Annotated in this window: 6 protein-coding genes; 1 reads left to right on the plus strand and 5 read right to left on the minus strand. The window is 61.5% G+C overall.

What is annotated here, in order from left to right; all coding sequences use genetic code 11:
• Window positions 1-873 precede the first annotated feature (873 nt).
• The 3 genes from ACCAA_RS22570 to ACCAA_RS07775 form a co-directional block, all read right to left on the minus strand.
• Window positions 874-1,197, minus strand: coding sequence for a hypothetical protein (locus ACCAA_RS22570; protein WP_342674036.1), 324 nt, complete (start codon window positions 1,195-1,197; stop codon window positions 874-876).
• Entirely contained in the window at window positions 1,169-1,408 is a 240-nt protein-coding gene (locus ACCAA_RS07770) for a hypothetical protein (RefSeq protein ID WP_186406671.1), read from the minus strand. Before ACCAA_RS07770 ends, ACCAA_RS22570 begins: the two co-directional genes overlap by 29 nt.
• A 150-nt stretch (window positions 1,409-1,558) precedes the next feature.
• The gene (locus tag ACCAA_RS07775) at window positions 1,559-4,456 is read right to left on the minus strand and encodes an adenosylcobalamin-dependent ribonucleoside-diphosphate reductase (protein ID WP_186406672.1); all 2,898 of its coding nucleotides are present in this window, start codon (window positions 4,454-4,456) and stop codon (window positions 1,559-1,561) included.
• Window positions 4,457-4,859: 403 nt separating this feature from the next.
• On the opposite strand from ACCAA_RS07775, the gene ACCAA_RS07780 reads away from it, so the two are divergent.
• The gene (locus tag ACCAA_RS07780; protein ID WP_186406673.1) at window positions 4,860-6,014 is read left to right on the plus strand and encodes a helix-turn-helix transcriptional regulator; all 1,155 of its coding nucleotides are present in this window, start codon (window positions 4,860-4,862) and stop codon (window positions 6,012-6,014) included.
• 31 nt (window positions 6,015-6,045) lie between these two features.
• Here the strand turns inward: ACCAA_RS07780 and ACCAA_RS07785 are convergent, their stop codons facing one another.
• Together ACCAA_RS07785 and ACCAA_RS07790 are read right to left on the minus strand one after the other, a co-directional pair.
• Entirely contained in the window at window positions 6,046-11,625 is a 5,580-nt protein-coding gene (locus ACCAA_RS07785; protein WP_186406674.1) for a two-partner secretion domain-containing protein, read from the minus strand.
• A 57-nt stretch (window positions 11,626-11,682) separates the two neighbouring features.
• Window positions 11,683-13,485, minus strand: a complete 1,803-nt coding sequence (locus tag ACCAA_RS07790) for a ShlB/FhaC/HecB family hemolysin secretion/activation protein (RefSeq protein ID WP_186406675.1) — start codon at window positions 13,483-13,485, stop codon at window positions 11,683-11,685.
• Between the last annotated feature and the right edge of the window lie 124 nt (window positions 13,486-13,609).

A 13,609-nucleotide genomic window follows, 5' to 3' on the forward strand; every position in this document is an offset into this window, starting at 1 on the left:
TATCGCGAGAATCGCCGCATCGCCCGCCTGTTGCGCGAGGCCAGGCTCAAGTCCTCGCAGGCGAGTAAAGCATCGCGGGGTCAGTTCTAAAAAGCATCGCGGGGTCAGTTCTAACATTCGAACAGTCAAGAAAGCATCGCGGGGTCAGTTCTAACATTCGAACAGTCAAGCAATTTCGCAGGCAGCTCGCACGCAATATCTTGATCGAGACCCTGAGCACGAGCAACGGCCTGGCGCGGTTTGCTGTGTACTTCAGCGGTTTGGTCAGAGCACACACACAAGCGACGCACGCAGCTTCGGGGTCAGGTCTTTCATTTTGCCCGCTCCGTAGCATCTCAACCCGCCATTTTCCAGCGCCTGACGGCTGGGTCAAGTCTTGAAATCACGCATTCGAAGAGACCAACCGCCGGGGACCTCCGTTGCGCTCGATTGATCAGCCCAGTAATCGGTTCAAGAGTTCGTCACGACTGACGCCTTGGTGAGCCGCAATCGCCGCACACTTGCGGGGTCAGGTCTTTCCTTTTGCCCGCTCCGTAGCATCTCAACCCGCCATTTTCCTGCGCCTGACGGCGGGGACAAGTCTTGAAATCACGCATTCGAAGAGACCAGAGGCCGGCGACTTCCGTTAGGCTCGATTGATCAACGCAGCAATCGGTTCAACAGTTCGTCACGACTGACGCCTTGGTGAGCCGCCATCGCCGCAAGTATGGTCGCCAGTGTGCCGATGCGCAACGGGCCGTGAGTGGGGATCGTGATGTGATGTTCGCCAGGTTCCAGCGTTGTCAGTCGAAGGTGGCTGCTGTCGCGTCACGGCATAGCCAAGCTTTGCCAACTGTCGGATCAGGACCGGCCCGGACAGGTCGCGCGGCAGCTTCATGCCGCCAGCGATTCTTCCCGCGTGATGTGCAGGCGGATCACGCTTGGCCTCTTGTCGTCGTCAAAATGGCAACGCACGGCATCGCGCACTTGCGTGTGCAAGCCGGGCAGGTCGTCAGCTTCGGTAAGTATATCCGCCCCAACCGCGCGGGCCATGAAGCCGCCTTCGGGGGCTTCTTCGACGATGAAGTGAATTTCGGTCATGGCTAATAGCCCCTTGATAATTGATGACTGTACGCCCGTCTGCGAGCAGATGGGGGCGGGTTCTTCCTCTTGCCGGTCGGGCAAGATCTCAACCAGCGATTTCCAGCCGTCTTTCAATCCGGTCGATTCGCGCCTTGATCTGGTCGATGCTCGATTGTTGCCGGATGATTTCTTCGTAGTTATGAGCGCCATCGCGTCGGCCGGCGGTGCAGGCTTCGAGGCTGGTGAGCCGGGCGCCGATCTCGCGCAACTCGCCTTCGATGCGGTCCTGTCCGCCCCGCAACGCGCGCAAGTGTTCGAGAACCAGATTGTCAACGTTGTCGCTCATGGTCAAACCTCCTTGACCCAAGTCTATCGCCAAGCGGCCGAATTTCCAATCTGAACCAGCCGCTAAAATCACGCACCACACAGCGCTCGCCCGCAACGCACTTGATGCCAGTGGGAGCAGGAGCGCGGCACGCGCTCCTGCTCCCACTGATCACCCACAACTCCCCACCGCCCCGCAAGCCGTACAGAAATCACAGCCATCCTTCCTGATCATCGTCAGGTTCCCGCACTCGCCACACAGTTTGCCGGCGGTCGGCTTCGGCGAAGTGCTGCTGCCCGGTGTCTGCAGAATTCCCATCTGCTGCAGCGGCAGGCCGCTCTCGTCGAGGATGCCGAGCATCGCATAGCGGTGAATGATCAACTGCGCGAGGTAGGCGACGGTCGACGGGTAGTTGGTCTGCCGGCGCGTGCCGGGGATGAAGGCCATGAAGTCGCCGAGCGGTTCCGGGTAGTCGAGAAGCTTCCTCAGCTTGACGCCGATCCACGCCGGGTCAAGGACGCGCATGTCGAGTGACAGGAGCTTGGTCAGTCCGTCAAGCGCGCGCGGGTAATTGCCGGAGAGCCACACCGAGTACGGCCGCGTGACCCCGTCGGGTAGCGTGATTTCCTTCAGCCCGAGGACGAAGTCTTCGCCGGTCGCCGGGTTCAGGACGTCGACGGTCCACGAGAGCGTGCCGTCGGTGCCGGTCTTCGGCTCCTTGAGGCTGAACATCGCGTCGAGAACCGGCGTCGGGCCTGCGTGTTTGAAAGCGCCGAGACGTTCGACGTGGAACTGGATCAGCCGGGCCATCGCCGAGACGACCGAGGGCATGCGCTGGCGCTCGCCGTGCGGCGGGAAAGGCATCTCGAAGCCTTCGTCGCCGGGCGTTTTGGCCAGCGATTCGAGCTTCAGCGCCAGCCAGCCGTGGTCGTTGGCGCGCATGTCCATCGACAGTGTCTTGGCCACCGCGCCGAGGCCGCGCGGCTGCTCGGGGCCGTTGACCCACACTTCGAACGGCCAACTGCGGTCGTCCTGGTCGACGTGGCCGACGAAGAGCGCAAACTTGCCGTGCGTGCTCTCGATCATGTAGGTCCACGCCATGTTGCCTTCCGGCAGGTTGGGGCGGTTCGGCCAGCGCAGGCTGGCGAGCACCGGCGCTGGCAGCGTCTTGATCGTCAGCCGGCGGTTGGCGTCGCCCAGCTCGAAGTCCTGCGGCTGCTTGCGGTCTTCGGCCTGCTTCTGCGCGATGGACTGTGACCCGACCGACAGCACCGATCCAAGAATGGTGTTCGGGCGGTAGGTGGCGAGGCCCTTGAGGCCGGCCTTCCAGGCACTCAGGTAGAGGTCCTGGAAGTCTTCGTAGGGGTAGTCGGCGGGAACGTTGACCGTCTTCGAGATCGAGGTGTCGATGTACGGCGCGACGGCGGCGACCATGTCCTTGTGCGCCTTGGCCGAGATTTCGAGCGCGGTGACGAAGTAGTCGGGCAGCCGTTCGACGTCGCCGCCGCGGTGCTTGTAGAGGCGCCAGGCGTAGTCCTCGACGGCGTATTCCTTCAGCGTGCCGTCGGCCATGCGTTTCTTGCGGTTGTAGGTCCATGAGAACGGCGGCTCGATGCCGTTCGAGGCGTTGTCGGCGAAGGCCAGCGAAATCGTCCCGGTTGGCGCGATCGACAGCAGGTGCGAGTTGCGCAGGCCGTGCTTGCGGATTTCGCTCTTGATGTCGGCCGGCAGGCGTGAAGCGAAGTTGCCGCCCGAGAGGTAGAGTTCGGCGTTGAACAACGGGAAGGCGCCGCGCTCCTTGGCCAGTTCGACCGAGGCGAGGTAAGCGGTGTCGCGCATGAATTCGGAGAGGCGCGCGCCCATCGCGGTCGCTTCCGGGCGGTCGTAGCGCAGGCAGAGCATGCACAGCGTGTCGCCGAGGCCGGTGAAACCGAGGCCGACGCGGCGCTTGTTGGCGGCTTCCGCGCGCTGTCGATCGAGCGGCCAGGCGGTGACGTCGAGGACGTTGTCGAGCATGCGGGTGGAGACCTTGATCACTTCGCCAAAGGCGTCGAAGTCGAACTCGGCACGCGCGCTGAAGGCGTCCCTGACGAACAGCGTCAGGTTGATCGACCCCAGGCAGCAGCAGCCGTACGGCGGCAGCGGTTGTTCGGCGCAGGGATTGGTGGCCTCGATGACTTCACAGTAGTAGAGGTTGTTGTCCTTGTTCATCCGGTCGAGGAAGAGGATTCCCGGCTCGGCGTGGTCGTAGGTGGACTTCATCACCTGGTCCCACAGGTCGCGGGCACGCACGCGGCGATAGACCCAGATGCCGTCTTCACGCTGGAAAGCGCTGCTGCGTTTCATGTCGGCGTTGGGTTCGGCGCGGTGCGTCAGTTCGACTTCGGCGTCGGCTTCGACGGCTTTCATGAAGGCGTCGGTGACGGCGATCGAGACGTTGAAGTTGGAGAGGTCGCCGTGGTCCTTGGCGTGGATGAAGACCTCGATGTCCGGGTGGTCGCAGCGCAGCACGCCCATCTGCGCGCCACGGCGGGCGCCGGCCGATTCGACGGTCTCGCACGAGCGGTCGAAGACGCGCATGTACGACACCGGGCCGGAAGCGCGCGACTGCGTTCCCTTGACGATCGCACCGATCGGCCGGATCGACGAGAAGTCGTAACCGACGCCGCCGCCACGACGCATCGTTTCGGCAGCCTCGGCGAGTGCGCTGTAGATGCCGGGCTTGCCATCGACGATTTCAACCACCGAATCGCCGATCGGCTGCACGAAGCAGTTGATCAAGGTCGCCGCGAGCGTCGTTCCGGCGGCCGAGTTGATGCGGCCGGCGGGGACGAAGCCGTTTTCCTGCGCCCACAGGAAGCGGGCTTCCCAGTGGCCGCGCTGCTTCTCGTCCTCGTGGGCGGCGAGCGCGCGGGCGACGCGGCGGCGCACGTCGTGCACCGAGGTTTCGTTGCCCTTGGCGTACTTTTCGACCAGCACCTCGCCCGCGATTTCCTGTTCAGCCAGCGGAGCGACCGCGGGGGCTTCGGCGACTGCCGACAGGGGTAACTGATGTACGAGCTGATTCATGGGCTGTCCCTCGGATGATTGATTTGATGGCAAAAAGGCCGCTGCAGCCGGGCGCGGGAGGCGTCCGTAGCGCCTTCCTGCCGACCGCGGTGAGTGGCCATGAACGCCTGTCCGGGGCGCGGCAGCGACGCTGACTTCATGGCCTGACAGACGCAAAGCTACTACATGTAGTGGGTCAAGGCAATAACTTGACTAAATGTAGTTTTTCAAGTGCTATCGGTCGAGTGACCGGAAAGACCGTCAAATCACTGCCTTGCGTCAGTTGCGCGGGATCAGGATGGCGAGAAAATTTTTGGCCGACAGGCATGCGGCGTCCCTACAGGTCATCAGGAATTCTCGTGGGGGGTGGCATGGCGGTGGTGTAAGATGTTCCCCTCCAATCTCGGGGGGGGGGCAAGATGCCATGAATGACATCGTCGATGACATTGTCGCCGGATTCTACAAGGCTGCCAGCGGCCAACTGGGTTGGGGCGAGGCGCTCAAGTCCTTCCAGCAACTCACCGACGCCTGGCTCGTGCAGGTTCAGGGGATCGATTATTCTCAGGTGGCCGTGACCTTCAGCTACGAGGCGGGTCCCTGCCCAGCCGAAGCGGTCTTCGACTACCTGCGCCATTGGCATAAGTACGACCCGCGGGCCAGGCTGGTCATGGCACTGGGCGAAGGGGAATGGGCCAACTGTCATGAGCATTTCGACGATGCCTTCGTTGCGCGCAGCGCTTTCTACCAGGATTTTCTGATTCCCTACGGCGGTCGCTATGTCAGCGGCACGCAACTCTTCTGCCAGGGCAACGAAGTGGTGATGCTCGGCGTACACCGAGGTCGGCATTCACTGCCGCTGAGCGGCGACGAGATCACCTGCTGTCGACGCCTCGCCAGGCATCTGGCCGAGGCCATGCGTCTATACCGTGCTCAGCGAGAAAAGAAGGCACCGCGGGTGAATCTGGGCGCCGAGCTGGTGAGCCGCGTGCGAGCGCCGATCGTACTCATCGATGAGCACCGCTATCTGCACCACGCCAACCCCGCCGCGCGCGCGATTCTGGCCACCGGCGACACGCTCGTCGAACGCGACGGCCTGCTCGGTTGCCGATCGTCCGGCGACGAGCTGAAGCTCACCATGGCATTGCGCGGACTCGCCCTGGCTAGCGATTCGTATATCACCGCCAGGCCGGACACGGACAACGCCTTCCTCCACATCGGTCGACCATTGGGCAGACCGATAGGCCTGTTCCTCTATGCCATCCGCCCCCAGGCCACCATGGGCAGCTTCGGGGGGCAGCCACTGGCCATGGGAATCATTCACGACCCTTCCTCTGCCCGACCCGAGCTGGACCCCTTCGTGGTGGCCGTCAGTTTCGACCTCACCCCTGCCGAGGCGCGCGTGGCCGTCGCTCTGGCGCGGGGCGCTTCGGTCGCCGACATCGCCGCCGAGCACGCGGTTTCCGCGCATACCGTACGCAGCCAGGTCAAGGCCGTGCTGGCTAAGACAGGCACCGGCCGGCAGGCCGAACTGGTCAGTCTGCTCGCCGCATTGCCGATGACCGCGCTTGGCTTGCAGTGATCGGCAACGCCCACGTGCCCGGACTTCGACCCTAGCGCCTCTCCAGGAAGAAGTCACCCCCTGGCTCATATCCCGACGAGAGCAAGGCAGAATACTGAGGCGTCTGGGGAAATTTCTCGGCATGGATGCGGGCCCTGACGGCAGTGAAGAGATCGTTGCCTTCGACCAGTTTGTCATGCTGAACCGACGCGTTGAGTTGCTCGATCAGGCTCCACGCAAAGATGGAGTGGTCCCCTTTGCCTGCGTCATCCACTTCCTCGAAATTGCCGGAGGACATCACCGTGACGGCCCGTTTCGCCAGCAACTGGGCGCGACGCGTCTCGACATCGCCCTTCTCGATCTTCCGCTCAACCGCCAGCCGGCCGGAGAAACAGCTATCCGAGACCAGCATGACCTGCTTGGCGGGAAGCAGTTGCATGAATTTGCCGATATCCGCGTTCGAAACCCAGGTCCGTGGATCACGCGCATTGGCGTCCACGGGGAGCCAGTAGCCCATCATGTCGCCCGACTGTCGTTCGCGCAGCTCGATCCCGTGCCCAGCATAGTAAAGGAATATGCTTTCATCACGGGCGTGCGCTTCCGCCGCCTTCTTGAGCGTCAGGATCAGGTCCCTGCGGGTCGCATCACGGACGATGTTGACCTCATAGCCATAGTCGTCCTGCAGGATCTTGCCGATCGCCTCGGTATCCGAATACGGCGTGCTCAGGGGATCGACGCCCTTTTTCGGGTCATAGGCCTGATTGGCAAAAAGGTAGGCGACCTTGCGCTGAATCTCGGCCGCCGGGTTCGCTCCGAACTGCGGTGTTCCCACCGCCGGGATGCACAGCGTCTCCGGGGCGTCTCCTGGTTTGCACTGCGCCAGGTCGGCGAGCGACGGGTTGGTCTCGAGCATGCTGATCGCGCTGGAAAAACGCTCCTGCCGGTCGGCATAACGCGCGCCGACATAGTTCACAAACGCCGCCCCATTGCCCGCCAAGCTCGAAACATTGACCGATTCCGGGCTCACGAAGCGGGCGTTGTTGGTTTTGTCCGCGACGAAAGTCGCGGCCACCTGGGCCGCTTCGGCTGAACTTGCGTCCCTCAATGCGGTGTCAGACTGGCTACGAACCGTGTAGGCGAGCGCCGCACCGGGGAACACATCCACCACCGCGTTGGACCGACCAATGACGTATTCGTAATTCGTCGCCGACAGGGTGCCGGCGTCGGTCATCAGCAGCGGTTGAGCGGCGCCCGCACGTAGCGACCCGCTATCCAGGCTGAAGGTCGGCGTACCGTTGACGACCTGTTCCGCTGTCTCGGCGTTCTTGAAACCCGTGAAGGAGTACTGGAAGGGATCCTTCTGGTCTTCGACTCGGCACTGCGTTTCGGCCAGATTGACCGTCAGCCTGGCCTTGTCGATGGTGCTGGTCGTGTTGGGGCGGTAGATGTCCTTATTGTTGAAACCTTGGTAGTTGTGACCGCCGTTGCCGTCGTCCACGGTCACGCGGCCAACGATCACCACCTCTTTGCCCATACCGGCATTCTTGTCCCCGTAGGCAAAGTTGCCTTCGACACGCAACTGGTCGGGGGAATACAGTTGGCCTTCCACCACGACTGCCTTCGCCCCCGGCGCCTCCACCGTGCCGTCGTAGGTCTTGACGACGTTGTCCGTGCTGATCTGCAATGGGGCCGGCGTGATGGTCACTGGCACTATTCCCTTGACATCGCCTGAGGTTCCCGTGTCCACGAGGTAACCGGTCGGAGCAGCGTGGACATCGCCACCGGAAGCGGAATAACTAATGTCATAGGGAATCACATTTCCATCTTTCATTAGAACATTTCGCAACTTTCCTTCAGTAAGCAACTTTCCCTCAAAAACGATCGCCGGCTTGTTCTTCTCTGCAATTTCCAGCACTTCATCCACGGTGGTTTCCTTGTATGCAGGCTGGCCCTTGAGCCATTGCTTCGTTAATTGATCTTCTATAGCAGTTCGGCTTGAGGAGAGTTGGCCTTCGCCTTTCAAGATGTTTTCCACAGGATGCCAAATACCGTCGTACGGTTGGGAAGCGCCACCGACCGTCGGAACATAGGCGACCCGCACAGTGGGCGTATCCTTGAACAGGTAACGATTACCTGTCTCGGTAACAACCGTAGGTGGAGGGCTGTAACTTCTGTTCCAGAGCGGCTGCTGGTCACTGATCAAGTTGCCGAAAGTGTTCTTCGCCGGGTCGGCGCTGGCGCTGTATACCAGCCAGCGGCCGGGGGTCGTCGTCACGCTCGCGCCCTTATTGACGAAGTAGCCACCACTGGCAGCAGCCAGCACCAGCGCATCGCCGCTGCCGCTGGCAGTCAATTTGGCGTTGTTCAGCAGGACGATGTTGCCACCCGAAGGCCCTTCGTTCACCGCCGTGATCCGGCCCGCCGTAATGGTGCCCAGGGTGATGTCACCGCTCGAGGCAGCATTGCCGGTACGCCCCTCGCCGCTGGCGATGGTCATGCTGACTGTGCCGGTTCCAGCGTCGATCGTGCCGTTCATGGTAACCACGGCCGGTCCGGGGCCACGATTGGCCGGAAAGACGCCATTATTGGCGTTGGTCTCATTGGCGTTGGCCTCGTTGGCCACGACTTTCAGATTGCCATTGTCGGTGGTAATGGAAGCGTTCACGAGCACGCTGCGGCCGGCCTGCAAGGTCAGGTCGCCGCCATTGCCGGATGGGTTATTGACCGTGACAGGGGCCTTGACCGTAAGGTCGTTGTTGGCCTGCAGGGTGAGTTGGGCGCCGGTCGCCAGAAGATTACGCACAGCGGTGGCCGAGATGGTATTCGTCTCGGATGGATTGTCTCTGAAACGCTGACTGGTCACTGATGGAGGGATTTCACCCGTGCCCGGATAAAGACGGAACAGCGATACTACATTCCCACCGTAGGCATCGCTGCGTGGATTGCTCCAACCAACAACGAAGAGTGGGCTATCCCCTTCACCCACGGCAACTCCGGTGATCTGGGAATAATCGGCAACGCCCTTCGGAATCAGATGCGGTACGTCTACCCAGTTTCCAAGGCCAAAATGGATTCCTCCCTTCAATGGAAGGCCTGAGGAGTCCATCTCGTCGAGAGATGCGAAGGAATCGAGGTTAATGCTGTTGCGATAACGGCTGCTGAATAAAAGGAATTTCCCGTCGGCAGAGATACCCACAGGTCCGCACAAATTATCAATATGGCAGCCTGTGACACTGGAGCGTGGGCCGTCGTAGGGCGGAGAAATTCGGGCGATCTCTTCACCCTGATTAAGGTACTCAAAATTGTAGAAGAGATTGCCGCTAGAATCGGCTGCGACATACGGGCCGATTCTGTCGTTGCCGATTGGCAACGCAGTAATAATTCTCTTTAGTGAGAGGGGGACTGCGCTATTGGGTTGTTCGTCAAATTGATAGATTTGACCTCTTCCTTCTGAACTGCTGACAAAAAGCCGGTGAGATTGCTCCTCGCCGGAAAGGGCGACGCCCAAGCCAAAGTTCCCAGCCGAGGCATTGCTGCCATTTGCGTAAAGTTGTTGGACTGGTTTGAAGTCTTTGCACACGACTCCAACCAATGCAATACAAGGATCACTCACGCTCTTGTACACGTAAGCCGTGCCCCGCACACCGTTCTTGCCAGCGGAACTAGGCGCACCTACTGCCACGTACTGTCCGGGTCTGTCGATGGCCACAGACTCACCAAAGCGTGAACCGCTCTCAATGACTCCGTCCGTGGTTGGAAAAAGACGTTTCAGCAGAGCAGCCCCCCCGGCGACACTCGGGTTATCCGGATCGATGTGGTAAATATATGCCGTATCCTCCTTCGGACTGCCGATCACCAGTGTTCCGGTCGGTTGGCTCAACGCGACACTGGGCTGGGCATCTGCCGTTCCGCCCCAGGCGAGGCCGTTGATATTGCGCACGACGGTTTGAGCGGGATTGTCTCCTTCGACGCGGAACGCCAGATCGTACTGGGTAGCCGTAGTCGTTGGCTGTGTGGCAATGTCGTCGATAATCAGATCCTTGGGATCGAGCAGAACCTGCCCCCCCGACCCGGCATTCAGCCTGGCCGTGGTGGTAAGCTCACCGGCCGACGAGACTTCGATTCGCCCCCCTTTTCCGACGGTGCCGCTCGCCTCCGCCTGACCGAGCATCGTCGTTCGCTGATCCGACCAGACCACGACCTCGCCGCCCGTTCCCGAATTCGCTTTGGCGGACAGCCGAGTGGTGTCGTTGATCGCGACGACCTGGGCATTGCGTACTTCATCGACTGCAGCACCCTTGCCGCCCTGCCATTCTCCGCCCACCCGCAGCTGTCCGCCGGCGGTTTCGCCGTTGGCTTGCACATTGGCCGACAGCAACTGCACGAAATCAGCCGTGACGCTGATAGCGCCGCCCGCGCCGGCGCTCCCGTCGGACTGGATACTGGCGGACGAAACCAGTTGTTGCCCGCCATCGATGGTCACCGTGCCACCCGAAACGCCGGAAGCATTGATCTGCGTCGACTGGGTCTGCCAGAGATCCTTTGCTGCCGCGACCAGCACCTGGCCACCGGAGCCGCTGGAGCCGACCGCCGAGAGAAGGCCGCCGGTGGTGATGTCGTTGCCGGTGACGCGAATGTCGCCCCCCTTGCTGCCGTCCGCCGAAATCCGGCCAGCCGTGTAGATCGAGTCACCGGCAATCTCGATGCGCCCACCTGGCCCGGCGCCATCGGCCCGGACTTCGCCGATGTTGCGGACGAGGTCCCCCCGCAGGACAATCCGCCCGCCCTCGGCAGTCAGGCTGCTGGCGCTGACGATGCCCTCGTTGTTCACCGTCGCACCGAGCAACTGGTTGGCCGCAGCGGTGCTGATGATCACCTGGCCACCGCCGACGTCAACGAGGTTCTTGTTGTCGATCAGCGCGGCCATGGTGGCCGGATCGACAGTCAGGCTGGTCAGCCGGCTACCCGAAAATTCAAGCGTCACCTTGTCCCCGGCGGCCATCGCCACGGTACCCATCCTGGCAATCAGCGCGCCCTCGTTGCGAACTTCGGGTGCCAGCAGCGCCAGATAGCCTCCGTCGGCCGCTGTCAGCGTGCCAAGATTCTCGACCTTGCCCTTGGCGCCGTTGCGCTCGAACAGATAGCGACCGGCGAGGAAATTCTCGTCGGTGATGTTGAGTGTCGAGGCGGTCAGACCGCCGACATTGACCGAGGCGCTGCGACCAAACAGGACGCCATTGGGGTTCACCAGAAAGACCTGCCCGTTGGCATTGAGCCGGCCGTAAATCTGGGTGGCATCCTGCCCGACGATGCGGTTGAGGGCGGTGGCGCTGGCCCCGGGCTGAACGAAATTGACCGTTCCCTGGCTGCCGATGTTGAAGCTTTGCCAGTTGGCGATCAGCTTCTGTGATTGCTGCCGAATGTCCATGGTATTGCCGGAGGCGCTGATGGCCCCTTTTCCCGCCGTGATCTGCCCGCCTTGGGGCAGTTCCGTGGGTCCGACGGGTCGCAGGTCGACCGCCGCCGTCGTCAGGCTGCCAAAGGCAGACAACACCGCCAGCGCTGTCTGGCTGAGCGGGAAGCCTTGCCGGCTTGATGGGGTCGTGTGACGGTGGTCTGAGAAAGTAGGCATGGCGAACTCCGTGGCGGACAAGGGATTGAAGACGCTGACCGGAAAATGACCGGCTAATCAGAAGAAATACGAGAGGTTGGCCCAGAAGCGCGGGTCGCGCTTGAGTCCGTCGGAATCGGTCCCGTTCACGTTGCGCAAGGGGTTCTCGCCGATCCGCCAGGCCACCGCCGCGGCAAGGTTGAAACGGCCCGGTTGCGTGTAATAAAGGCCAAAACCGGCGCCGTACAGACTGACATCGTTATGCGTGGAAGGAACGCCGGAAGGCACTTCGTGCAGTCTGTGGATGTGTCCCCCATCGACGAAAGCCGAGCCCACCACCCCTCCGAACATGCGGTAGCGCAGCTCGATATTGGCCAGGATGCCTTGATCACCGGCAGCCTCGCTGACGGGGTAGGCGCGCACGCCGAAGGGTCCTCCGAGGGTCATCTGCTGCGAGGTATCCAGGTTCGTGAAGGCGTACTGGCCGCTGCCCGACAACGACCAGGTCAGGTTTTCGGTGAGCCGCCGCTGATAGCTGGCGGCGGCGCTGATCTTGGTGAAATTGCCCTCGACCCCGGACGGATCGACCTGGACGAAACCCACCGAGTTTCCACAGCCGGGAAAGCTGAAAGTCTGTCCGGGACCAAAGCGGACGGAACCGCTGGTCAACTGCCCGCTACCGGTCAGGAAAGAATCCGAGACACCGTCGAGCCGGTCGAAAGCCAGGCCGATCTGCATGAGGTCGACGTCCTTGTCAGTCAGTGGAACACAATCGCTGGTCGCCGTTGCCTTTAGTTTCAGGTGCTCGTAGCGTGCCGAAGCGTACAGATTCTGGTTTCCCGAGCGCACGATCGGATAGCTCAGGCCGGCAAAATAGGTGGTCGACGTTCCTTTTACATTGAGCGAAGCGAACTGTTCACCCAATCGGTAGTCAAGTTCGGACGCTCCGAGCTGCAGACTCAGGCCATCGTAGCCGATGGGCGTCGCATAAATGAGGCTGCCATAGGTGTTGACGCGTGAGTCGACGAACATTCCCATCGCATTGAGCGTCGCCGAGCCGCCTCGGCCGTCGACGTTGTTTAGCCTGATGAGCGCACTCAATTGGTTCTGGCCCACAGAGCGGGTGCCAAAGTTGTCGGCATTGATGCTGCCCGCTACGAAAGGCAATGGCCGAACGTAGATGTTCTCATCAGTCAACCCGGGATCGGCGCCCGGCTGCAACGCAGAGCGAACGTCTATGCCGCCGAAGTCATTGAGCAGGAGCATGCTCCGCTCCAGTTCGGGAATCCGGATAGGCTCTCCCTCTTGTTGCCGAGCCAGGAGGGTGTTGCGGACCCTTTCGGGTGGAAAGCGTACGTCGTCGCCAAGTTGAATGTTGATCACACCAAGCCTTCCCTCCAGGACAACCAGCCGAACGACACCGTCCGTGATGTCCTGCTCGGGAATAAGGGTTCGCGCGACGTAGCCCTGGCGAGCGTAGCTGGCGGTAACGACCTGAACCTGGCGAATGAGTTCGGGCAGGGTCAAGGATCGCCCGATCATGGGCCTGAGCAACTCCTGGAGTTCCTCTTGCGGCAATAGCGTGACGCCATCCAAGCGAAAACCCTGCACGAGAATTGAAGCCTCCAGGTGCTCGGGGCCCAGTTTGTCTGGCGGTGGCTGGGTGGTCACCGGGGGTGGAGCTTTGGTGCTCTCGCGTTGCTGCTCACGCTGCTCGCGCTGTTCCGTCTCCTGGATATTCCTCAACACCGCCCCAGGGTCCGGGGCAATGACCCTGGGCAATTGTTGTGCTGACGCAGGCGGAACGACCGACAATGCCAAGCCAGCCAGCACAACAGTCCGAGCCGTCCGGGAAGTCCGGATTTCTTTCTTGATTTTCATGGGGATCCCTAGCTTGATCGCTGACAATCAAGTGTCGATCACCTTGAAAACCGGCGCATCACCCAAATGGGTGATGCCAGTCCGGGAGAGTGCTTGTGGATGCCGGCGGCAGCCGGCTTCATCA

The organism is Candidatus Accumulibacter aalborgensis (assembly GCF_900089955.1).
GTDB lineage: Bacteria > Pseudomonadota > Gammaproteobacteria > Burkholderiales > Rhodocyclaceae > Accumulibacter > Accumulibacter aalborgensis.